This window comes from Nocardioides lianchengensis (assembly GCF_900101465.1).
Taxonomy (GTDB): domain Bacteria; phylum Actinomycetota; class Actinomycetes; order Propionibacteriales; family Nocardioidaceae; genus Nocardioides; species Nocardioides lianchengensis.
The window spans coordinates 50958-72168 of record NZ_FMZM01000003.1 but is presented as its reverse complement, the minus strand read 5'-3'; the positions used below and the strand labels follow the sequence as shown (position 1 = coordinate 72168).

The following is a 21211-nucleotide window of genomic DNA, read 5'->3' as shown; positions in this document are numbered from 1 at the left end:
ACGCCCTTTCGTCAGCAGATGAGGTCACCTGCGGGCATTCCCGCGCCGGGCGTAGGTAAAACGCCGGAGGAGCGCCTTCAGTCCTTGTGGGTGCGCCCCGGGAGGGCGAGCATCCGCTCCAGCGCGGTCAGCGCCCACCTCTCGGTCTCGGGGTCGACGGTGATCTGGTTGGGCACCGTCCCGGCGACCAGCGACTCCAGCGCCCACACGAAGTGGGGGAGGTCGATCCGGTTCATCGTCGAGCAGTAGCAGACCGTCTTGTCGAGGAACGTGATGTGCTTGTCCGGGTGGGCCTTCGCGAGCCGCTGGACCAGGTTGAGCTCGGTGCCGATCGCCCAGCTGGAGCCGGCCGGGGCCGCCTCGATGGTCTGGATGATGAACTCCGTCGAGCCGACCAGGTCGGCCTTGAGCACCACCTCGTGCTGGCACTCGGGGTGCACCAGGATCTGGACGTCCGGGATGGTCGCGCGCAGCTCGTCGACGACCTCCGGGGAGAAGCGCCCGTGCACCGAGCAGTGGCCCTTCCACAGGATCATCCGGGCGTTCTGCAGCTCCTCGGCGGTCAGGCCGCCGTTGGGCTTCAGCGGGTTCCAGACGACGCACTGGTCGAGCGGGATGCCCATCTTCAGCACGGCGGTGTTCCGGCCGAGGTGCTGGTCGGGCAGGAACAGGATCTTGGCGTCCGGCTTCTGGTCGAACGCCCACTCCAGCGCGGTCTCGGCGTTGCTGGAGGTGCACACGACGCCGCCGTTGCGGCCGCAGAACGCCTTGATGTCGGCGCTGGAGTTCATGTAGGTCACCGGGACGACCGAGTCGGCGATCCCGGCGGCCGTCAGGGCGTCCCAGGTCTTCTCGACCTGGAAGATCCGGGCCATGTCGGCCATCGAGCAGCCGGCGGCGAGGTCGGGGAGGATCACCTTCTGGTCCGGGCCGGTGAGGATGTCGGCGGACTCGGCCATGAAGTGCACGCCGCAGAAGACGATGAACTCGGCGTCCGGCCGGGCGGCCGCGTCGCGGGCCAGCTTGAAGGAGTCGCCGGTCACGTCGGCGAACTGGATGACCTCGTCGCGCTGGTAGTGGTGACCGAGCACGAAGACCCGCTCCCCGAGCGCGGCCTTGGCCGCCTGCGCCCGCGCCACCAGGTCGGGGTCGGACGCTGCGGGCAGGTCCCCGGGGCAGTCGACGCCACGCTCGGAGGCGATGTCGGTGCCACGGCCGAGCGGCAGCAGCGGAAGGTCGACGGTCGTCATGTCGGGATCGTATTCCTGTGCTCGTGCGGGGCCGTAAACGTCACAGCAGGGCGCCGTTGTGAACGTACGGCGCGGGCGGTTTCATCCCGCGAAGTCCCAGGTAGCCCTCCTGGTGCAGGTCGAGGCGTGCCGCCAGGCCCACGTCCACCGCCCACTCGTTGGCCGCGGTGAGGTGCGGGACGAGCGTCTCGCCGGTCGTGTCGGCCAGGACGGCCCAGAGCAGGCGGCTCGCCGTACGGCGGTCGCTGGCCGCGAGCAGGGCCAGGCTGCCGTCGGGGCCGGCGTACGCGTAGCCCGACCCGGTCGAGGTGTCGGAGACCAGCAGCCGCCAGGACGCCAGCATCAGCGCGTGGTCGGGCCCGTGCGCCGACCCGCGGGTCCGGCGGTCGAGGGAGTCGAGCAGGTCGACGTCGCCGGCCGTGCCCTCCCGCACCTTGCCCACCACCGGGATCGCGGAGCGGTCGACGGTGCCGGACAGGAACATCTGCGGGTGCAACGAGAAGCCCGCCAGGCGGTAGCGGCGCACGGCCTTCGGGTCCGACGAGGCCGACAGCATCCCGCGCAGGCAGCCGCGCCCGTGCTCCATCGCCGCGTCGAGCAGCCGCTTGCCGAGGCCCCGACCCTGCAGGCCCGGGCGTACGGCGAAGGTCGCGAGGAACCAGGTCAGCTCGCGCACGAAGGACGTTGCGAACCCGACCAGCTCGCCGTCCACCTCGGCCACCCAGCAGCCGCCCGGGTCGGTGTCGAGGAAGTGGGTGGTCCGGGTGATCCAGTTGTCCGCGCGGGTCGGCGGGCGCCGCTCCGGGACCGGCAGGCCGGGCCGGTGCAGCCGCACGTCGAGCTCGTAGAAGCTCTCCGCGCTCAGCCGCTCCGCCACCGGCACGTCCTCGACCCGCATCGGCCGCAGCAGCACCTCGCTCACGGGTCGACCCTAGGGTGAGGCCATGCGGATCCTGGTCGCCCCCGACAAGTTCGCGGGCACGCTGACGGCGGTCGAGGCCGCGGAGGCGATCGCGGCCGGCTGGCGCCGGCACGCCCCCGACGACGAGCTCGACCTGGCCCCGATGGCCGACGGGGGACCGGGCTTCGTCGACGTGCTGCACGCGGCGCTGGGCGGCGAGCTGCTGGCCGTAACGGTCCGCGGACCGTTCGGGGACCCGGTGCCGGGGACGGTGCTGGTCGTCGGCGACACGGCGTACGTCGAGAGCGCGCAGGCCTGCGGACTGCACCTGACGGGAGCGGAGCGCGCCGAGGAGGCCACGACGTACGGCGTGGGCGAGCTGGTCCGTGCCGCGGGCGACGCCGGCGCGACGACGGTGGTGGTCGGGCTGGGCGGCAGCGGCACCAACGACGGCGGAGCGGGCCTGCTCGCCGCCCTCGGGGCGACCGCCGACCGGCCGCTCGACGCCGGGGTGGCCGCGCTCGCCGGCATCACGACCGTCACCCTCCCGACCGTCGACGTGCGCCTGGTCGCCGCCAGCGACGTCGACAACCCGCTGACCGGGCTGTTCGGCGCGACGAAGACCTTCGGCCCGCAGAAGGGCGTCCCGGAGGACCGGCTGCCGGTCCTCGACGGCTGGCTCGAGGAGCTGGCCCTCGCCACGGACCGCCGTACCTCCCTTGAGAAGGGCGCCGGTGCCGCGGGCGGCCTCGGCTTCGCCCTGCTCGCCTTGGGCGGCACGCGCGAACCCGGCATCGCGCTGGTCGCCGACGCCGTCCGGCTGGCCGAGCGTGCCCGGGCCGCCGACCTGGTGCTCACGGGCGAGGGCGCCTTCGACTTCTCCAGCCGCTCCGGCAAGGTCCCGTACGGCGTCGCCGCGATCGCCGAGGCCGCGCTCCGGCCCTGCGTCGCCCTGGCCGGCCAGGTGCTGGTCGGCTCCCGCGAGATGCGGGCGCTGGGCGTCGAGTCGGCGTACGCCCTGGTCGACCTGGTGGGGGAGGAGCGCGCCTTCGCGGAACCGGCCGGCTCGCTGGCCGACCTCGCCGCCCGGGTCGCCCGCACCTGGTCGCGCTGAGCGCGGGGGAATAACCCCCGGTGTGCGACGATTGATCCTGTAGCCCACACCCCCGCACCTCACTGGAGCAGACACATGACCGAGCAGGTGGACACGACCACGGAGCGTCGTACCGACCAGATCAACCTGAGCCCGGTGGCCGCGACCAAGGTGAAGAACCTCCTCGACCAGGAGGGCCGCGACGACCTGCAGCTGCGGATCTCGGTGCAGCCGGGCGGCTGCTCGGGCCTGCGCTACCAGCTGTTCTTCGACGAGCGCACCCTCGACGGTGACGTCGTCACCGACTTCGACGGCGTGGCCGTCGTGGTCGACCGGATGAGCGTCCCCTACCTCAACGGCGCGATGATCGACTTCGTCGACAGCATCGAGAAGCAGGGCTTCACGATCGACAACCCCAACGCCACGGGCTCCTGCGCCTGCGGCGACTCGTTCCACTGATCGAGGACGCGCCAGCGGCCTCGAAGAAGGTGGTCGAGCAAGCGCTCTGACTGAGCCTGCGAAGTCAGAAGGCGCGTGTCGAGACCGATCTGCTGTCGCGGACCGATAGACACCGAAGCCAAACACAACAGCCCCCGCCGATCCCGGCGGGGGCTGTTGGCGTCGAACGGCCGTGGGAGGGTTGGCCGCCGTCTGAGGGGGACCGACCGGTCGGTCAGTCCAGGTGGAGCTGCAGCGCGTTCGCGATCCGCGTCGCAGCCTCGGTGATCTGGATCTCCGACTTCGGGGTGTCGCGGGGGTAGTCCTCGTAGCGCAGCGACGGGGCCGCGGTGGGGAGGGCACGCACGGCGGCCTCGCAGTCGGCGTGCATCTCCTGGACCGAGCCCAGGTCGTCGTGGGAGAGCTGAGTCATGGGATCGACGCTAGGGGCTACTCCGGGGTAGTCCTACAGGTACCGACTAGTAGTGTTCGGTCCCATGTCACTGCTGATCGCCGGGTCCATCGCCACCGACCACCTGATGGGGTACGGCGGCAAGTTCGCCGACTCCCTGGTGGTCGAGCAGCTGGACAAGATCTCCCTGTCCTTCCTCGTCGACGACCTCGAGATCCGCAGGGGCGGCGTCGCGGCCAACATGTGCTTCGGCCTGGGTCGGCTCGGGCTCCGTCCGGTGCTGGTCGGCTCGGCCGGCGAGGACTTCGCCGACTACCGCTCCTGGCTGGAGCGGCACGGCGTCAACTGCTCCCACGTCCGGATCTCCGAGACCCGCCACACCGCCCGGTTCGTGTGCACCACCGACCCGACCGGCGCGCAGATCGCCTCGTTCTACCCCGGGGCGATGAGCGAGGCCCGGCTGATCGAGCTGGGGCCGATCGTCGAGCGGGTCGGGGAGCCGACGTACGTCCTGATCGGCGCCGACGACCCCGACGGGATGCAGCGCCACACCGAGGAGTGCCGCCAGCGCGGCTACCCGTTCATCGCCGACCCCAGCCAGCAGCTGGCGTTCAGCGGGGGCGAGCTGATCCGCGACCTCGTCGACGGCGCGGCGATCCTGTTCTCCAACGAGTACGAGTCGCACCTGATCGAGCAGAAGACCGGCTGGTCGGCCGACGAGGTCCTCTCGCGGGTGGGCACCCAGGTCACCACCCTCGGGGCCCAGGGCGTGAAGGTCAGCCGCTCCGGCGAGCCCGACATCGTGCTGCCGGCCGCCAAGAACGTCACCGCGGTCGAGCCGACCGGCGTCGGCGACGCGTTCCGCTCCGGCTTCCTGGCCGGTCTGACCTGGGGCGTCAGCCTGGAGCGGGCGGCCCAGGTCGGGTGCGTCCTCGCGGCGTACGTCGTCGAGACCGTCGGCACCCAGGAGTACACCTTCACCCGCGACCAGTTCCTGGCCCGCCTCGAGGAGTCGTACGGCGCGGACTCCGCCAAGGACGTCGAGCCGCACCTCAGCCTGGTGCGCTGACCCGGACCAGGTAGCGCGGGACGCCGTCGGCGGCGGTGTCCTCGCCGAGGTACTCCTGTCCGCGCATCCGGCACCACGCCGGTACGTCGTGCCGCGCGGCGACGTCCGTGGCCACCACGGCCACCACGCCGCCGGGCGGCACCTCGGCGTACCGGCGGCCGAGCTCGATGACCGGCAGCGGGCAGAGCATCCCCCGGCAGTCGAGCTCGAGGTCGACCGTCACAGGCCCGCGTCCGCCCGGATCGCCGCGACCACCTCGGGCAGCGCGGCCAGGAAGCCGTCGACGTCGTCGGCGCTCGCGTCGCGGGTGAGCGACAGTCGCACGTTGCCGTGGGTCAGCGCGCCCATGGCGGCCAGCACCCGGCTCGGCTCGAGCGTGGAGGACGTGCAGGCGGAGCCGCTGGCGACCGAGAATCCGCGTCGGGCCAGGCCGTCGACCAGCGCCTCGCCGTCGACGTAGAGGCACGAGAACGTCACCAGGTGCGGGAGCCGGTCGACCGGGTCGCCGACGACCTCCACGTCCGGGATCGCGGCCACGCCGGCCCGCACACGGTCGACCAGCGCCGTCTGGCGGGCGTTCACCTCGTCGCGCTCGCCGACGACCGCCTGCAGGGCCGCCGCCGCCGCGAGGGCGGCCGGGACGTTCTCGAAGCCGGCGACCCGCTCGTCGACCCGGTCGTCGGACGGGAACGGCGTCGTCCACCGCACGCCCTTGCGGACCACCAGCACGCCCACCCCGGCCGGGCCGCCCCACTTGTGGGCCGAGCCCGCGGCGACCGACCAGCCCTCGGGCAGCGGCAGCCGTCCCATCGAGGCGCACGCGTCCGTGACCAGCGGTACGCCGTCCAGTGCGGCCGCCACGGCGGCGACCGGCTGCACCGTGCCGACCTCGTGGTTGGCCGTCTGCACCGCCACGGCGCCGACCTCCGGCTGCCGGGCGGCCTCGGCGACGGCGTCCGGGTCTACCCGCCCGAGGTGGTCGACCCCGACCTCGACGTGTCCCTCGGCGCGCCGCCAGGTGGCGGCGTGGACGACGGCGGAGTGCTCGACGGCGCTCAGCACCACCCGGTCCCCGCGTTCCGGGCGGGCGGCGAGCAGGCCCAGGAGCCCGCGGTGGACGGCCTCGGTGCCCGAGGAGGTGAAGGACACCTCGTCGGGGCGCACGCCCAGGCACTCGGCGACGACGGCCCGCGCGTTGTCGAGGAGGAGCCGCGCGCTCCGAGCCGGACCGTGCAGCCGGCGAGGGTCGGCGTACCCCTGGTCGAGGGCCGCGAGGAGGGTCTGGCGGGCCGCCGGGTGCAGTGCTTCGGCCGAGGCAGTGTCGAAGTAGCGGGGGAGGGGTACCCCGGACCGGTCCGCGGCATTTGTCACACGGGGAACCTACCGGGTGCCCCGCTCCCAACCTCGGCGCTCGATTCGGATACTGTTCGACGGTACTTGTGAACGCCCGAGAGGAAGGCTCCAGCGTTGAGTCTGCAACTCCCCAGGCGCGGGACCGGAGGGCGCGGCTCCGTCCGCCGCCTGATCCTGCTTACCGTGCTCGGTGTCAGCGTCGTGGCCCTCGCCGGCTGTGGTTCGGAAAGCCAGAGCGAGTGGAAGCGGCTGGCGATGCCAGAGCCCGCGACCAAGCAGGGTGAGAGCACCCTCGCGCTGTGGCAGGGCGCGTGGATCGCCGCCCTGATCACCGGTGTGGTGGTGTGGGGCCTGATCGCCTGGGTCGTCATCCGCTACCGCCGCCGCAGCGACGACGAGATCCCGATCCAGACCCGCTACAACCTGCCGCTCGAGATCTTCTACACGATCGCGCCGATCATGATGGTCGTCGTCTTCTTCCAGCAGACCGTCGAGACCCAGAACGTGATGCTGCACCGCTCCGCGGAGCCCGACAACATCGTCGAGGTCACCGCGCAGCAGTGGAGCTGGGCGTTCAACCACGGGGTCGGCGAGGTCGACTACACCAAGGACGAGAAGGGCGAGAACGACGACGACGAGTTCCCCTACTCGGAGTACGCGTACGTCTCGGGCACCGGCTCGGACATCCCGTCGCTCTACCTCCCGGTCGACCGCACCACGCGGTTCAACCTGCACTCGCCCGACGTGATCCACGACTTCGGCGTCCCCGGCTTCCTGATGAAGATGGACGTCATCCCCGGTCGGGTGAACACCTTCGAGGTCACGCCCAAGACCGAGGGCGTCTACGCCGGCAAGTGCTACGAGCTGTGCGGCGTCTACCACTCGCGGATGCTCTTCGAGGTCCACGTGGTCAGCGGCGAGGAGTACGACGCGTACGTCGAGGACCTCGCCACCCGCGCGAGCTCCGAGAAGCCCCTGATCGGCGGCGACTACACCAGGACGCAGGTGGGCCTCGACACCGAGGAGTCCGCCGAGCACGAGGGAGCAGCAGAGTGACCGCCACCGCCAGCCGGCCGACCGTCGTGTCGACCCGCAAGCCGCTGGGCCAGGAGCTGGTCCGGCTGATGACCACGACCGATCACAAGCTGATCGGCAAGATGTACCTGATCACGTCGTTCGCGTGGTTCCTGATCGGCGGCCTGATGGCCCTGCTGATCCGCTCCGAGCTGGCCTACCCGGGCAACCAGATCGTCAACGACGAGCTCTACAACCAGCTGTTCACGATGCACGGCACGATCATGCTGCTGCTGTTCGCGACGCCGCTGTTCTTCGGCTTCGCCAACGTGATCATGCCGCTGCAGATCGGCTCGCCGGACGTCGCGTTCCCGCGCCTCAACATGTTCAGCTACTGGCTGTTCCTGTTCGGCGGTCTGATCGCCGCCTCCGGCTTCCTGACCCCGCAGGGCGCAGCCGACTTCGGCTGGTTCGCCTACACGCCGCTCTCGGACGCGGTGCGCTCGCCGGGCGTCGGCGGTGACCTGTGGATCATGGGCCTGTGGATGGCCGGTCTCGGCACCATCCTCGGTGCGGTCAACTTCATCACCACCATCATCTGCATGCGCGCCCCCGGCATGACCATGTTCCGGATGCCGCTGTTCGTCTGGAACACGCTGATCACCTCGCTGCTGGTGCTCATCGCGTTCCCGGTGCTCGCCGGCGCGCTGCTCTCGCTCGAGGCCGATCGCCAGCTCGGCGCGCACGTCTTCGACACCGCCCACGGCGGCGCCATCCTGTGGCAGCACCTGTTCTGGTTCTTCGGGCACCCGGAGGTCTACATCATCGCGCTGCCGTTCTTCGGCATCGTGACCGAGATCCTCCCCGTCTTCAGCCGCAAGCCGCTCTTCGGCTACGTGGGCCTGGTCGGCGCCACGCTCGGCATCGCGATCCTCTCGGTCGCGGTCTGGGCGCACCACATGTTCGTCACCGGCGCGGTCGACCTGCCGTTCTTCTCCGGCATGACGTTCCTGATCGCGGTGCCCACCGGAGTGAAGTTCTTCAACTGGATCGGCACGATGTGGGGGGGATCTCTGTCCTTCGACACCCCCATGCTCTGGTCGATCGGCTTCCTCACCACCTTCCTGTTCGGTGGTCTGACCGGCATCATCCTGGCCAGCCCGCCGCTCGACTTCCACGTGTCCGACTCCTACTTCGTGGTGGCGCACTTCCACTACGTCGTCTTCGGCACGGTGGTGTTCGCGATGTTCGCCGGCTTCTACTTCTGGTGGCCGAAGATGACCGGCCGGATGCTCGACGAGCGCCTCGGCAAGCTGCACTTCTGGCTGCTGTTCGTCGGCTTCCACACGACCTTCCTGGTCCAGCACTGGCTGGGCGTCGAGGGCATGCCGCGTCGCTACGCCGACTACCTGCCGGGTGAGGGCTTCACGACCCTCAACCAGGTCTCGACGATCGGTGCCTTCCTGCTGAGCGCGTCGACGCTGCCGTTCTTCTACAACGTCTACGTCTCGCGCCGGGCCCCCAAGGTCGAGGTCGACGACCCGTGGGGCTGGGGCCGCTCCCTGGAGTGGGCCACCAGCTGCCCGCCGCCGCGCCACAACTTCGTGACCATCCCGCGGATCCGGTCCGAGTCGCCGGCCTTCGACCTCCACCACCCGGAGATCGCGGCCATCGAGCTCGAGGAGAACCAGGCCGCGCGCGACGGCGGCTTCGCCGACGCACCCGACATGGAGGGGCGCGAGGACCTGATCAACGAGCGCACCCAGGACGACGACCCGGAGGGCAAGCACTGATGAAGGCCGAGGCCTGGATCTTCGCGGCCTGCACCATCTTCCTGGTGCTGGTGACGCCCGCCTACTGGCTCGTGACCGACGCCAGCGACCACGGGGGCGACTGGACGGGCACGTCCGCGCTGTTCATGACCACGCTGCTGACCGCGATGGTCACGCTCTACCTCGGCTTCCACGCCCGCCGGATGGACCCCCGTCCGGAGGACCGCAAGGAGGCGGAGATCGCCGACGGCGCGGGTGAGCTCGGGTTCTTCCCGCCGTACTCCTGGTGGCCGCTGTGGTGCGCCCTGACGCTCAGCGTCATGGTCTTCGCCCTGGCGATGGCCGCCTGGTGGCTGGTCATCATCGGCGGCGTGCTCGGCGCGGTGGCCCTGAGCGGCCTGGTCTTCGAGTACTACCGCGGAGAGCACGCCCACTGACGCACACGTGACGCGCGCCGCACCCGTCGGTTTCCGGAACGGGGGGTGGGCGCGGTTACGCTGGTGAAGCCGTCGGGCCTGGGGTCCGGCGGCTTCGCCATTGAACGTCGTTCCCGGGAGTTACGCATGACCCTGCGCCGTGCGCACTCGGCCCTCGCTGCCGGCACCGCCCTGCTGCTGGCCGCCGGCCTGACCGCCTGCGACGCCAAGTCCGCGCTGCCGGGTGCGTCCGACGACGACCCGAGCGCGGCCACCTCGCCCGCGGCCAGCCTCCCGGCGGGGAAGGTGCGGGCCAACGTCCGCTCGGGCGCCACCGGGGTCCCGGTGGACCAGGTGCTGAAGGTGCGGGCCACCCACGCCAGCCTGTCCCGCGTCTCGGTCACCGCGACGTCCGGCGAGGCGGGCGAGGTCGTCGGCGAGCTGAGCGGCGACCAGACGACCTGGACCGCGTCCGGACGGCTGGAGCCCGGCACGACGTACGTCCTGAAGGCCCGGGGGACGGGCGAGGACGGCCAGGCCGCCAAGCGCAACGTCCGGTTCACCACGCAGGCCCTCACGCTCGCCGAGCAGACCTACGCCTCGGTCGCCCCGCTGGGCGGTGAGACCGTCGGCGTCGGCATGCCGGTGGTGGTGTCCTTCGACGTGCCGGTCACCGACCGGGCCTCGATCGAGAAGCACCTGCAGGTCACCTCCAGCCCGGTCCAGGCCGGCAGCTGGCACTGGCTCAGCGACCAGGAGGTGCACTGGCGGCCGAAGCGCTACTGGCAGGCCGGCACCGACGTCACGGTCGACGTGGACATCAACTCGGTCCCGGCCGGCGGCGGGGTCTACGGCCAGGAGAGCCGTCGGGTCCAGTTCCACGTGGGCGACGCCAACATCTACAAGGTGAATGCGAAGACCCACCAGATGCAGGTCTTCACCAATGGCAAGAAGGTGCGGACCTTCCCGATCACCACCGGCAAGGCCGGCTTCACGACCCGCTCCGGCACCAAGGTGATCATGGAGAAGTTCGAGAAGCGCCGGATGAACTCCGAGACCGTCGGCATCTCCGCGGGCAGCGCCGAGGCCTACGACATCGACGACGTGCGGTGGGCGATGCGGCTGACCAACTCGGGCGAGTTCATCCACGCCGCCCCGTGGTCGGTCGGCTCGCAGGGTCATGCGAACGTCAGCCACGGGTGCACCGGGATGAGCACCGAGGACGCGGGCTGGCTCTACGCCCGCAGCAAGCGCGGCGATGTCGTCGAGTACGTCGGCACCGACCGCCCGATGACCCTCGACAACGGCTACGGCGACTGGAACGCGTCGTTCGCCGACTACCGCTCGGGGTCCGCGCTCAGCTGAGCGAGCGCCCCGAGACCGAGGGGGTGACGGTGCTGCCGGCTTCGACGACGGCGCCCGGCGCGGGCTCGACCGCGAGCAGGCTGCCCGTCACGAAGGTGCGGTGGTCGCCTCCGTCCCGCATCCCGTCGGGCGCGGGTACGACGCGTCCGGGGCCGTCCGGCTCCCTCAGCCGGCCAGCAGCTCGCGGACCCGCGGGGCGACCTGGGTGCCGTAGAGCTCGACGGAGCGCATCAGGTGCTCGTGCGGCATCGGGCCGTTGCTGTACTTCAGGTCGAACCGATCGATCCCGAGGACCTGCACGGTGGCGGCGATCTTCTGTGCGACGGTCTCCGGGGAGCCGACGTAGAGCGAGCCGCCGGCGACCTCGCGGTCGAAGTCCAGGCGCGAGGCCGGGGGCCAGCCGCGCTCGCGACCGATCCGGTCCCGGTTGGCCTTGAAGTGCGGGAAGAGCAGCTCACGGGCCTCCTCGTCGGTGTCGAACACGAAGCCGGGGGAGTGCACCAGGATCGGCTGCGTCTCCTGGCCCAGCTCGTCGAGGGCGCGGCGGTAGAGGTCGGCGTACGGCGCGAACCGCGCGGGCTCACCGCCGATGATGGCCAACGCGAGGGGGAAGCCGTAGCGGGCGGCCCGGACGACCGACTCGGGGGACCCGCCGACGCCGATCCAGGCCGGAAGGGTGCCGCGCTCGGTCTTCGGGAAGACCTCGGCGTCGACCAGCGGACGTCGTACCGACCCCTCCCAGGAGACCGGACCCTCGGCACGGAGCGCGGCGAACAGGTCGAGCTTCTCCGTGAAGAGCCGCTCGTAGTCGGCGAGGTCGAAGCCGAAGAGTGGGAAGGACTCGGTGAACGATCCGCGTCCGAGGGTGACCTCGGCCCGGCCGTGGGAGATCGCGTCGAGGGTCGCGAAGCGCTCGTAGACCCGGACCGGGTCGTCGGAGCTGAGCACGGTGACGGCGGTGCCCAACACGATCCGCTCGGTCCGGGCGGCGATCGCGGCCAGCACGACGTCCGGCGCGGAGACGGCGTAGTCGTCGCGGTGGTGCTCGCCCACGCCGAACGCGTCGACCCCGACCTGGTCGGCCAGCACGCCCTGCTCGACGGTGTTGCGGACCACCTCGGCGTGCGAAAGGGGGGCGCCGTCGAGGCCGACGGTGACGTCGCCGAAGGTGTCGAGGCCGAGCAGGATTCCGGGCTGGTTTCCGGTGGTCATGATGCCGCCTTCCGTAGGTCGTTGCCGATTCAACCACTGTCCGGGCGTGGGCATTCCGACCCGGGAACGCACGAGGGCCCCGGGAAGATCCCGGGGCCCTCGTCACGTGTGCTGCTGGTGCTGCCTAGTGCTGGTCGCTGCCGCGGAGCGGGTCACCCTCGACCGAGTGGTGGCCGTCGAACTGGTGTCCGTCGGCCGCGTGGCCGTCCAGCGCCGCCTGGAGCTCGTGCTCGTGGTCGGCGTGGTGGTGGGCCGCCTCGATCTCGGCCGCCGTCGGTGCCTGCACGTTGTCGGCGAACCAGAGCGTCGACAGCTTGGCGCGCAGCGCCTTGGCCCGGCTGGCCGGGGCAGGGATGCCGTTCTCGTCGGTCTCCTGCTCCACCGTGTAGACCTCGTCGCGCTCCCGCGCGCTGAGGACGTAGGCCGCCGAGGGGTTGATCGGCAGGTGCTTCTCGGAGTAGCCACCCTCCGGGGAGCGCATGATGATGCCGGTCTCGTAGCCGTGCAGCAGCTTCTCGTTGTCGTGGCGCTGCAGCGAGATGCACCAGCGACGGGTGATCACGAAGGCGATGATCGGCCCCACGAACACCAGGAATCGCAGCATGTAGGTGATCGTGTTGATCGACGAGTTCAGCTTGATCGCGATGATGTCGTTGCCGCCGGCCATCCAGAGCAGGCCGTAGAACGTCATCAGCGCCACCATCAGCGCGGTGCGGGTGGGCGCGTTGCGCGGCCGCTGGAGCAGGTGGTGCTCCCGCTTGTCACCGGTGATCCACGCCTCCAGGAACGGCAGCAGCATCAAGATGGTGAACATCAGGCCGGGCAGCACGATGATCGGCAGGAAGACGTTCCAGGCGATGGTGAAGTTGCCGAACAGGTGGGTCTCCCAGCCCGGCATGATGCGCAGTGCGCCGTCCGGCCAGCCCATGTACCAGTCCGGCTGGGAGCCGGCCGTCACCTTCGACGGGTCGTAGGGGCCGTACAGCCAGATCGGGTTGATCTGCATCAGGCCGCCCATCAGCGCGGTCACGCCGAAGACGATGAAGAAGAACCCGCCGGCCTTGGCGGCGTACACCGGGAGCATCGGGAAGCCGACGACGTTCTCCTCGGTGCGGCCGGGGCCGGGCCACTGGGTGTGCTTGTGGTAGACGAGCAGCAGCATGTGGGCCGCGATCAGGGCCAGCAGCAGACCCGGGATGAGCAGCACGTGGATGATGTAGAGCCGCGGGATGATCGAGTCGCCCGGGAACTCGCCTCCGAAGAGGAAGAACGACATGTAGGAGCCGACCACCGGGATCGACTTCATGAAGCCGTCGGCCGCGCGGACGCCGGTGCCGGAGAGCAGGTCGTCGGGCAGCGAGTAGCCGGTGAAGCCCTCCAGGGTGCCGAGCAGCAGCAGCAGCGAGCCGATCACCCAGTTGAGCTCGCGCGGCTTGCGGTGCGCGCCGGTGAAGAACACCCGGAGCAGGTGGATCATCATCGAGGCGATGAAGAGCATCGCGGCCCAGTGGTGCATCTGCCGCATCAGCAGACCGCCGCGGACGTCGAACGAGATGCCGAGGGTCGAGGCCATGGCCTCCGACATCGCGATGCCGCGCATCTGGTCGTAGGAGCCCTCGTAGTGGATCTCGCTCATGCTGGGGGTGAACCACAGCGTCAGGAAGACGCCGCTGAGCAGCAGGACGACGAAGCTCCAGAGCGCGATCTCGCCGAGCATGAAGGACCAGTGGTCCGGGAAGACCTTGCGCAGGTTCTTCTTGGCCATGCCGGCCAGGCCGAGCCGCTCGTCGGCCCACGTGGCCACGGCGCCGGCCCGGCCGGGCTTGGCCGGGGTCGCCGCCGAGCTGTTGCTCGTCGCGACCTTGCTCGTGTCGATGGCCATCAGTAGTCACGCTCCCAGTAGCTCGGGCCGACGGGTTCCGTGAAGTCGCTCTGAGCGACCAGGTACCCCTCGGAGTCGACCGCGATCGGCAGCTGGGGCAGAGCCCGGGCCGCGGGGCCGAAGATCACCCGGCCCGCGTCCGCCAGGTCGAAGGTCGACTGGTGGCACGGGCACAGCAGGTGGTGGGTCTTGCGCTCGTTGAGCGAGATCGGGCACCCGACGTGGGTGCAGATCTTGGAGTAGCACAGGATTCCGTCGACGCTCCAGTTCTTCCGGCCGCGGCCGGGAGTGTTGTCGGCCGGATCCATCCGGATCAGGACGACGGCGCCCTTGGACTTCGCGACCTGGAGCGGGACGCCCTCGATCAGCGGCTCCCCGTCCTCGTCGGTCTCGAAGATGGTGGCGGGCTCGGCGTTGAAGAGGTCGCCGATCTCGATGTCGGAGGGCCGGATCGGGGTGCCGACGACGTCACGGACGATCCGCACGCCCTGCTTCCAGACGGTGTGCTCGAGTCCCTGACCGGTCGCGGCGTCGGCGACCTGGGCGTTGGTGGGGCCGAGGTCGCGGAGCAGGACGACGACGGGTGCACCGAGCAGGCCGATGGCGCCGAGCATCGAGTTGCGCACTAGCGGGCGTCGGCCGATGCCCGACTCCTCGAGGCCGGCCTGCAGGGCCGCGACGGTGGCGGCGCGGTCCTCGTCGCTGGACGCGGCGGGGTGGCGCAGCTCGCTGATCTCGTGGTCGGCCATCAGCTTGCGGGCCCATTGGATGATGCCGATGCCGATGAACAGCAGGGCGCCACCCAGGGCGCTGCCGAGCGCGACGTTCGAGGCGCCGAGGCCGAGGACGGTGTCATGGTTGTCGCCAACCTGCAGGCTGAAGTAGGCCACCACGAACAGCACGGCGCAGACCGCGGAGAGGCCGAAGAGTGCCGCGACCTGGCGCTCGGCGCGCTTCTCGGCCTTCGGGTCGACGTCGGTGGGACGCCAGGTGTGCTCCGGCAGGCCGGGGTTGCCGTCGTCGGCGACCGGCAGGTTGTCGCTGTGGCCGCTCACGCTTCCACCTTCTTCTTCTTGGTGCGGGTCGTGTGCGCGGCGATCCACACGGCGAAGCCCACGAGGCCGCCGATGCCGAGCAGCCAGGCGAACATGCCCTCGGACACGGGGCCGAGGCCGCCGAGCGAGAAGCCGCCGTACGCCGGCTGGTCGCGCAGGGAGTAGAGGTAGGCGATGACGTCGCGCTTCTCCTCGGGGGAGAGGTTGCCGTTCGAGAAGCTGTCCATCTGGCCGGGGCCGGTCAGCATCGCCTCGTAGATGTGCACGGCCTCGGTGTTGCTGAGGTCGGGCGCGTAGCCGCCCTGCGGCATGGCGCCGCCCTTGCCGTTGAAGTTGTGGCAGGCGGTGCAGTTGGTGAGGAAGATCTGGCCGCCGCGGCTGATCGCGGCCTCGCGCTCCTCCTCGGTCAGGCCGGCGGTGGTCCACTCGGCCTCGTCGGGCCGGGCCGGGCCGGGGCCGAGCGAGGCGACGTACGCGGCGAGCTGCTCGACCTCCTCCGCGGAGTAGGTCTCGGGCTTGGCCTGACCCTGCACGCCGGGCTGGACCAGCGGCATCCGGCCGGTCTCGACCTGGAAGTGCACGGCGGCGGCGCCGACACCCACCAGGGACGGGCCGTAGTTGTCACCGTTGATGGTGGTGATGCCCTCGCCGTTCTGACCGTGGCAGAACGAGCAGCCCTGGAGGAAGAGCTTGCGCCCCTCCTCGACCTGGACGGCGTTGCTCTGCGCGTCACCGGCGGAGGAGCTGGGCATCACGGCGTACGTGATGCCCCCGGTGGTGAGGAGTCCGATGAGGAGCAGCACCAGCCCGGCGAGACGGCTACGGCGGTGCCGTGACAGTCGACCGGCGGAGCGGTTGAGGAGACGCACGAAAGATCCTTGCGAGTCGGCGGGCGGGCTACTTGACGAGGTAGATCGTGGCGAAGAGCCCGATCCAGACCACGTCGACGAAGTGCCAGTAGTAGGAGACGACGATCGCGCTGACCGCCTGCTCGTGGGTGAACCGGCGGGCGATGTAGGTGCGTCCGAGGACGAACAGGAAGGCGATCAGGCCACCGGTCACGTGGATCCCGTGGAAGCCGGTGGTGAGGTAGAACATCGTGCCGTAGGCCGAGTCCTGGATGGTCACGCCCTCCTGCACGAGCGTGGCGTACTCGACGGCCTGGCCGGCCACGAAGACCGCGCCCATGAGGTAGGTCAGGATGAACCACTCGCGCAGCCCCCAGCCCTTCACGTGGAGCACCGAGCCGGTCCGGCCGACCTGACCACGCTCGGCCGCGAACACGCCGAGCTGGCAGGTCAGTGACGACAGCACCAGGATCGTGGTGTTCACCGCGGCGAACGGGATGTTCAGGATCTCGGTGTTCTGCGACCACAGGTCGGGGCTCACCGAGCGGATCGTGAAGTACGACGCGAAGAGCGCCGCGAAGAACATCAGCTCGCTGGAGAGCCAGATGATCGTCCCGACGCTGACCATGCTGGGTCGGTCGTGGTGCCCGTGCAGACGGGATGCCGGAATGGTCGTTGCTGTCGCCACCCGATCATTATGTCCCGACCCGGTCCCGTGGCCACCAACGACCCCCCTTACCGGGGGACCTAAAGTTGATGGAGTGCTGAACCTCGCGGTGCCGACCGCTCTCACGACCGCCCCGGACCTCCCGGAGCCGTCCTTCGGCACCTTCTTCTCGGAGTGGTCGCTGGCCCCGCTGCCGTTCGTCGTGACGGTCTGGGTGGTCGGCCTCTACGTCGCCGGCGTGATCGTGCTGCGGCGCCGCGGCGACCGCTGGCCGGTGGGGCGGACGATCGCCTTCGTCGGGGTCGGGATGGGGTCGTTCTACGTCGCCACGGCGTCCGGCCTGGCGGCGTACGACACGACCCTGCTGAGCGTGCACATGGTCCAGCACATGGTGCTGTCGATGGTGGTGCCGCTGGCCCTCGCGCTCGGCGCGCCGATCACCCTGGCGCTGCGCACGCTCCCGCCCGCGCCGCGACGGTGGCTGCTCGCCGTCCTGCACTCGCGGGTCGCCCGGGTGCTGTCCTTCCCGCCGCTGACGTTCCTGCTCTACGTGATCTCGCCGTGGGCGCTCTACTTCAGCGGCTGGTACGACGCGTCGCTGAGCTCGACGTACGTGCACGAGATGATGCACGTACACCTGGTGCTCGTCGGCTCGCTCTTCTTCTGGCCGCTGATGGGCATCGACCCGCTTCCGGGTCGCGTCGGCTACCCGTTCCGGGTGCTGCTGACCGTGCTGACACTGCCGTTCCACGCCTTCCTGGGTGTCACGATCATGGGCCAGTCCGAGCTGATCGGCGGCGAGCACTACGCCGAACTGCGGGAGGGGCCGATGGCCTCGTGGCTGCCGTCGATGGCCGACGACCAGCACCTGGCCGGCGGGATCCTCTGGGGCTCGGGCGACCTGATCGGACTGGTGTTCTTCGGGGTGCTCTTCGTGCAGTGGGTGCGCTCGTCCATGAAGGAGGCGGCGCGCGAGGACCGGCGCCTGGACCTGCAGGAGGCGAGGGAGGCTAGGGAGCGGGCGGCGACACGCGCAGAGCCGTGACCCGGCGCCCGGTCATGGCGGTGACCTCGAGGCGGTGGTCGCCGACGTCGACGCCGTCGCCGACCTCGGGGATCCGCCCGAGCCGGGCGACGAGGTAGCCCGCGGCGGTCTCGTAGTCGCCGTCGGGCAGCTCCAGCCCGGTCGTCTCGGCGAAGTCCTCGATGCTCAGGCCGGCGTCGACCTCGTGCGGCCCGTCGACGGAGGCCGGCGGGTGCGCGGGGGCGTCGTACTCGTCGCGGATGTCGCCGACGATCTCCTCGACCAGGTCCTCGAGCGTGACGATGCCGTCGGTGCCGCCGTACTCGTCGACCAGGACGGCGAGGTGGATGCCCGACTGGCGCATCGTCGCGACCGTCGGCAGCACCTGGTTGGTCGACGGGAGGACCAGCACGTCGCGGACCAGGTCTCGGACCAGGCGGGGATCCTCGTCGCGGACGCCGAGCAGGTCGCGCACGTGCAGGAACCCGACGACGTCGTCGAAGTCGTCGCCGGTGACGGGGTAGCGCGAGTAGGGCAGCGAGCCGACCCGGTCCCGGGCCTCGGTGACCGGGGTGTCGGCCGCGACGAAGGCGACCTCGCCGCGTGGGCGCATCACCTCCTTCAGGGAGGTGTCGGTCGCCGAGAAGACATCGCGCAGGATGCGTCGCTCCTGCTCGCCCAGGCCCTCGTGGGTCGAGACGATGTCGCGCAGCTCCTCCTCGCTGAGCTCCTCGCTGGTCGCGGACGGGTCGCCGCCCAGGAGGCGGACCAGCACGTCCGTGGAGCGCGACAGCAGCCAGATGACCGGCCGCATCACCGTCGCGAACCGGTCCAGCGGCGGCGCGACCAGGGTCGCCAGCCCGGCCGAGCGCTGGAGCGCGAGCCGCTTCGGGACCAGCTCGCCGAGCACCAGCGAGAGGTAGGCGATCAGCAGCGTCATCACCACCAGGGCCACGGTGTCGGCGGCGCCGTCGCCCAGCCCGAGGTCCACGAGGTACGGCGCGATGTCGGGTGCGAGGGTCGAGCCGCCGTACGCCGCCGAGAAGAACCCGGCCACGGTGACGCCGATCTGCACGGCCGCCAGGAAGCGGTTGGGGTCGCGGGCGACGGACGCGACCTTGGCGCCGCGCGATCCGGTGCGCTCGAGCTGGACGAGCTGGCTCTCGCGCAGCGACACCAGCGCGATCTCGGTCGCGGCGAAGACCCCGCCCACCAGGACGAAGACGACGACGAGCGCGAGGTTGAGGAAGGTCTGGGCGTCGATCAGGGCGGTTCACTCCTGGGGCGGCTCGTGGTGCCGGTCGGTGTGACGTAGGGATCGTAGGAGGTGCATGGGCAGCGGCCCCCGGGACGTCGTACGATCCGAGCGTGAGCGAGACGACGAAGCCCCTTCAGGTGCTGGTCTACAGCGACGACGTCAACACCCGGCAGCAGGTGATCCTGGCCCTCGGCCGGCGACCGCACCCCGACCTGCCGGAGCTCGAGTACGTCGAGGTCGCGACCGAGCCGGTCGTCATCCAGAACATGGACTCCGGCCGGATGGACCTGGTCATCCTCGACGGCGAGGCCGTGCCCGCGGGGGGCATGGGCATCGCCAAGCAGCTCAAGGACGAGATCTACCAGTGCCCGCCGGTGATCGTGCTCACCGGGCGTCCCCAGGACGCGTGGCTGGCCACCTGGTCGCGAGCGGAGGCGGCGGTGCCGCACCCGATCGACCCGATCCAGCTGGCGGAGACCGTGATCGCGCTGCTGCGCGCACGGGTCCCCGCCACCGCCTGATCCCGGCCGAGGTGACCACCTGGCCCGAGGTCCTCGGCACGCTCGTCGCCGGGGCGGACCTGTCGCGCGACCAGACCGCATGGGCGATGGGCGAACTGCTCGCCGGCGAGGCGACCCCGGTGCAGATCGCCGGCTTCGCGGTGGCGCTGCGCGCCAAGGGCGAGACCATCGACGAGATCACGGGGCTGGCCGACGCGATGCTGGCGCGGGCCAACCCGATCTCCGTGCCCGGCCGCCTGCTCGACATCGTCGGGACCGGGGGCGACCGCTCGATGTCGGTCAACATCTCGACGATGGCGGCCATCGTCGCCGCGGGTGCGGGCGCACCCGTCGTCAAGCACGGTGCGCGCTCGGCCTCGTCCAAGTCCGGCTCCGCCGACGTCCTCGAGGCGCTCGGCATCCGGCTCGACCTCCCCGTCGAGCGGGTCGCGGAGGTGGCGGTCGAGGCCGGCATCACCTTCTGCTTCTCCGCCGCCTTCCACCCGGCGATGCGGCACGCCGCGGTGCCGCGCCGCGAGCTCGGGATCGGCACGACCTTCAACTTCCTCGGCCCGCTCACCAACCCGGCCCGCCCCGCCGCCCAGGCGATCGGCTGCGCCGACGCCCGGACGGCACCCGTGATGGCCGGGGTCTACGCCGCCCGCGGCGTCGACGCGTGGGTCTTCCGTGGCGACGACGGGCTCGACGAGCTGACCACCACCACGACGTCGGCCGTGTGGGTCGTGCACGGCGGCACCGTCTCGACCGCGACGGTCGACCCGGCGGCGTACGGCCTGGCGCCGGCGACGACCGAGGACCTGCGCGGCGGCGACGCGGCGCACAACGCGGCCGTCGTACGGCGGGTGCTGGAGGGCGAGACCGGCCCGGTGCGGGACGCCGTACTCCTCAACGCCGGGGCGGCGCTGGCTGTGCACGGGGCGCCGGGCGAGCCGGTCGACACCGCGCTGGCCGCCGGGCTGGAGCGGGCCCGCGAGGCCGTCGACTCCGGTGCCGCGGCGGCGCTGCTGGACCGGTGGGTCGCGGCCAGCTCGGCCTGACGCTCGATCGCTCAGAGGTCGAGGACGAACTCGCGACCGTTCGGGCGGAAGCCGACGTGGGCGTAGTAGGCGCCGACCATGCCCGGGGCGGTCATCACGTGCCGGAAGCCGAGGTCGCGGAGCACCGTGCTGTGCCGCCAGACGAACTCGCCCGGGGTGAAGTCGCGGTACTTCGGCGTGACGTAGTCGAGCCGCACCCGCGCGACGTCGCCGTCCGGGCGGACCACGACGACGCCGACCGTCTCGTCGCCGTGCTGGACGACGAACGCGTGGTCCTCGTCGTGCACGCCGTCCCAGTCGGGCTGGAACCGGGCGATGTCGGGTTGGTGCTGGCGCAGGACGTGGGCGAGGTAGGCGTCGCGGGTGCCGACGGGCAGCACCTCGAAGACCTGCTCGTCGTGGCGCTCGCGCAGCAGCCGGACGATGAACCAGACGTTGATGGCCGCCAGCACCGTGTTCATGCCGACCATCGGCCAGACGCCGATGATGGCGTTGAAGGTCAGCAGCACGAGGCAGCCGACCAGGTTGAGGGTGCGGAAGCGCAGCACCCGGGCCTGCAGCAGGGAGTAGACCAGCAGCGCGCTGCCGCCCCAGCCGAGGACGTCGATCCAGGTCACCGGTGGA

General features: G+C 70.9%; 23 protein-coding genes. 10 read left to right on the top strand and 13 right to left on the bottom strand.

Going from position 1 to position 21211, the window contains the following annotated elements; translation table 11 throughout:
* Positions 1 to 77 precede the first annotated feature (77 nt).
* Positions 78 to 1250 (bottom strand): quinolinate synthase NadA, encoded by a 1173-nt coding sequence (nadA, locus tag BLT76_RS06235; protein WP_090852429.1) that lies wholly within the window; start codon positions 1248 to 1250, stop codon positions 78 to 80.
* A gap of 40 nt (positions 1251 to 1290) precedes the next feature.
* Complete coding sequence (locus BLT76_RS06230) at positions 1291 to 2172, bottom strand: GNAT family N-acetyltransferase (protein ID WP_090852426.1); 882 nt, start codon at positions 2170 to 2172, stop codon at positions 1291 to 1293.
* Positions 2173 to 2194: 22 nt separating this feature from the next.
* Here BLT76_RS06230 and BLT76_RS06225 point away from each other — a divergent pair, with 22 nt between their 5' ends.
* Together BLT76_RS06225 and erpA are read left to right on the top strand one after the other, a co-directional pair.
* A complete protein-coding gene (locus BLT76_RS06225) occupies positions 2195 to 3265 on the top strand; it encodes a glycerate kinase family protein (RefSeq protein WP_090852423.1) in 1071 nt (356 codons plus the stop codon).
* A gap of 75 nt (positions 3266 to 3340) precedes the next feature.
* Positions 3341 to 3703 carry an iron-sulfur cluster insertion protein ErpA gene (erpA, locus tag BLT76_RS06220; protein ID WP_090852420.1) on the top strand — a complete coding sequence of 121 codons (363 nt, stop codon included), beginning with the start codon at positions 3341 to 3343 and terminating at the stop codon, positions 3701 to 3703.
* A 214-nt stretch (positions 3704 to 3917) separates the two neighbouring features.
* Here erpA and BLT76_RS06215 read toward each other — a convergent pair whose 3' ends face one another.
* The gene (locus BLT76_RS06215; protein ID WP_090852417.1) at positions 3918 to 4115 is read right to left on the bottom strand and encodes a hypothetical protein; all 198 of its coding nucleotides are present in this window, start codon (positions 4113 to 4115) and stop codon (positions 3918 to 3920) included.
* 64 nt (positions 4116 to 4179) lie between these two features.
* On the opposite strand from BLT76_RS06215, the gene BLT76_RS06210 reads away from it, so the two are divergent.
* A complete protein-coding gene (locus BLT76_RS06210) occupies positions 4180 to 5163 on the top strand; it encodes a carbohydrate kinase family protein (protein WP_090853393.1) in 984 nt (327 codons plus the stop codon).
* Here BLT76_RS06210 and BLT76_RS06205 read toward each other — a convergent pair.
* Together BLT76_RS06205 and BLT76_RS06200 are read right to left on the bottom strand one after the other, a co-directional pair.
* Positions 5147 to 5386: a sulfurtransferase TusA family protein gene (locus BLT76_RS06205; RefSeq protein ID WP_244509285.1), complete on the bottom strand. Its 240-nt coding sequence runs from the start codon at positions 5384 to 5386 to the stop codon at positions 5147 to 5149. The genes BLT76_RS06210 and BLT76_RS06205 overlap by 17 nt on opposite strands.
* Complete coding sequence (locus BLT76_RS06200; protein WP_090852412.1) at positions 5383 to 6534, bottom strand: cysteine desulfurase family protein; 1152 nt, start codon at positions 6532 to 6534, stop codon at positions 5383 to 5385. Before BLT76_RS06200 ends, BLT76_RS06205 begins: the two co-directional genes overlap by 4 nt.
* Positions 6535 to 6630: 96 nt before the next feature.
* Between BLT76_RS06200 and ctaC the strand changes: the two genes are divergently transcribed.
* The 4 genes from ctaC (at position 6631) to BLT76_RS06180 (ending at position 11083) form a co-directional block, all read left to right on the top strand.
* Positions 6631 to 7572 carry an aa3-type cytochrome oxidase subunit II gene (gene ctaC, locus BLT76_RS06195; RefSeq protein ID WP_090852408.1) on the top strand — a complete coding sequence of 314 codons (942 nt, stop codon included), beginning with the start codon at positions 6631 to 6633 and terminating at the stop codon, positions 7570 to 7572.
* A complete protein-coding gene (ctaD, locus tag BLT76_RS06190; protein WP_090852404.1) occupies positions 7569 to 9323 on the top strand; it encodes an aa3-type cytochrome oxidase subunit I in 1755 nt (584 codons plus the stop codon). The genes ctaC and ctaD overlap by 4 nt, the downstream gene beginning before the upstream one ends.
* Complete coding sequence (locus BLT76_RS06185) at positions 9323 to 9739, top strand: cytochrome c oxidase subunit 4 (RefSeq protein WP_090852401.1); 417 nt, start codon at positions 9323 to 9325, stop codon at positions 9737 to 9739. Before ctaD ends, BLT76_RS06185 begins: the two co-directional genes overlap by 1 nt.
* Positions 9740 to 9865: 126 nt before the next feature.
* The gene (locus BLT76_RS06180; RefSeq protein ID WP_090852398.1) at positions 9866 to 11083 is read left to right on the top strand and encodes a L,D-transpeptidase; all 1218 of its coding nucleotides are present in this window, start codon (positions 9866 to 9868) and stop codon (positions 11081 to 11083) included.
* Here the strand turns inward: BLT76_RS06180 and BLT76_RS26545 are convergent.
* The 6 genes from BLT76_RS26545 to ctaE form a co-directional block, all read right to left on the bottom strand.
* Complete coding sequence (locus BLT76_RS26545; RefSeq protein ID WP_257024088.1) at positions 11076 to 11204, bottom strand: hypothetical protein; 129 nt, start codon at positions 11202 to 11204, stop codon at positions 11076 to 11078. The two genes, BLT76_RS06180 and BLT76_RS26545, sit on opposite strands and share 8 nt — an antisense overlap.
* A 44-nt stretch (positions 11205 to 11248) precedes the next feature.
* Positions 11249 to 12295, bottom strand: coding sequence for an LLM class flavin-dependent oxidoreductase (locus tag BLT76_RS06175; protein WP_090852395.1), 1047 nt, complete (start codon positions 12293 to 12295; stop codon positions 11249 to 11251).
* A gap of 124 nt (positions 12296 to 12419) precedes the next feature.
* The gene (qcrB, locus tag BLT76_RS06170; RefSeq protein WP_090852392.1) at positions 12420 to 14177 is read right to left on the bottom strand and encodes a cytochrome bc1 complex cytochrome b subunit; all 1758 of its coding nucleotides are present in this window, start codon (positions 14175 to 14177) and stop codon (positions 12420 to 12422) included.
* Entirely contained in the window at positions 14177 to 15232 is a 1056-nt protein-coding gene (gene qcrA / locus BLT76_RS06165; protein ID WP_090852386.1) for a cytochrome bc1 complex Rieske iron-sulfur subunit, read from the bottom strand. Before qcrA ends, qcrB begins: the two co-directional genes overlap by 1 nt.
* Entirely contained in the window at positions 15229 to 16101 is an 873-nt protein-coding gene (gene qcrC / locus BLT76_RS06160) for a cytochrome bc1 complex diheme cytochrome c subunit (RefSeq protein WP_170866959.1), read from the bottom strand. Before qcrC ends, qcrA begins: the two co-directional genes overlap by 4 nt.
* A gap of 28 nt (positions 16102 to 16129) precedes the next feature.
* A complete protein-coding gene (gene ctaE, locus BLT76_RS06155) occupies positions 16130 to 16768 on the bottom strand; it encodes an aa3-type cytochrome oxidase subunit III (RefSeq protein WP_090853383.1) in 639 nt (212 codons plus the stop codon).
* A 73-nt stretch (positions 16769 to 16841) separates the two neighbouring features.
* On the opposite strand from ctaE, the gene BLT76_RS06150 reads away from it, so the two are divergent.
* Positions 16842 to 17792, top strand: coding sequence for a cytochrome c oxidase assembly protein (locus tag BLT76_RS06150; RefSeq protein WP_244509283.1), 951 nt, complete (start codon positions 16842 to 16844; stop codon positions 17790 to 17792).
* Here the strand turns inward: BLT76_RS06150 and BLT76_RS06145 are convergent.
* Positions 17758 to 19035, bottom strand: a complete 1278-nt coding sequence (locus tag BLT76_RS06145) for a hemolysin family protein (protein ID WP_090852383.1) — start codon at positions 19033 to 19035, stop codon at positions 17758 to 17760. The two genes, BLT76_RS06150 and BLT76_RS06145, sit on opposite strands and share 35 nt — an antisense overlap.
* A 104-nt stretch (positions 19036 to 19139) precedes the next feature.
* Between BLT76_RS06145 and BLT76_RS26305 the strand changes: the two genes are divergently transcribed.
* Both BLT76_RS26305 and trpD read left to right on the top strand, forming a co-directional pair.
* Positions 19140 to 19550, top strand: coding sequence for an Rv3143 family two-component system response regulator (locus tag BLT76_RS26305; protein WP_244509281.1), 411 nt, complete (start codon positions 19140 to 19142; stop codon positions 19548 to 19550).
* 11 nt (positions 19551 to 19561) lie between these two features.
* Positions 19562 to 20587: an anthranilate phosphoribosyltransferase gene (gene trpD, locus BLT76_RS06140; protein ID WP_244509280.1), complete on the top strand. Its 1026-nt coding sequence runs from the start codon at positions 19562 to 19564 to the stop codon at positions 20585 to 20587.
* 11 nt (positions 20588 to 20598) lie between these two features.
* Here trpD and BLT76_RS06135 read toward each other — a convergent pair whose 3' ends face one another.
* Positions 20599 to 21204: a YgjV family protein gene (locus BLT76_RS06135; RefSeq protein ID WP_090852376.1), complete on the bottom strand. Its 606-nt coding sequence runs from the start codon at positions 21202 to 21204 to the stop codon at positions 20599 to 20601.
* Positions 21205 to 21211: the final 7 nt, after the last annotated feature.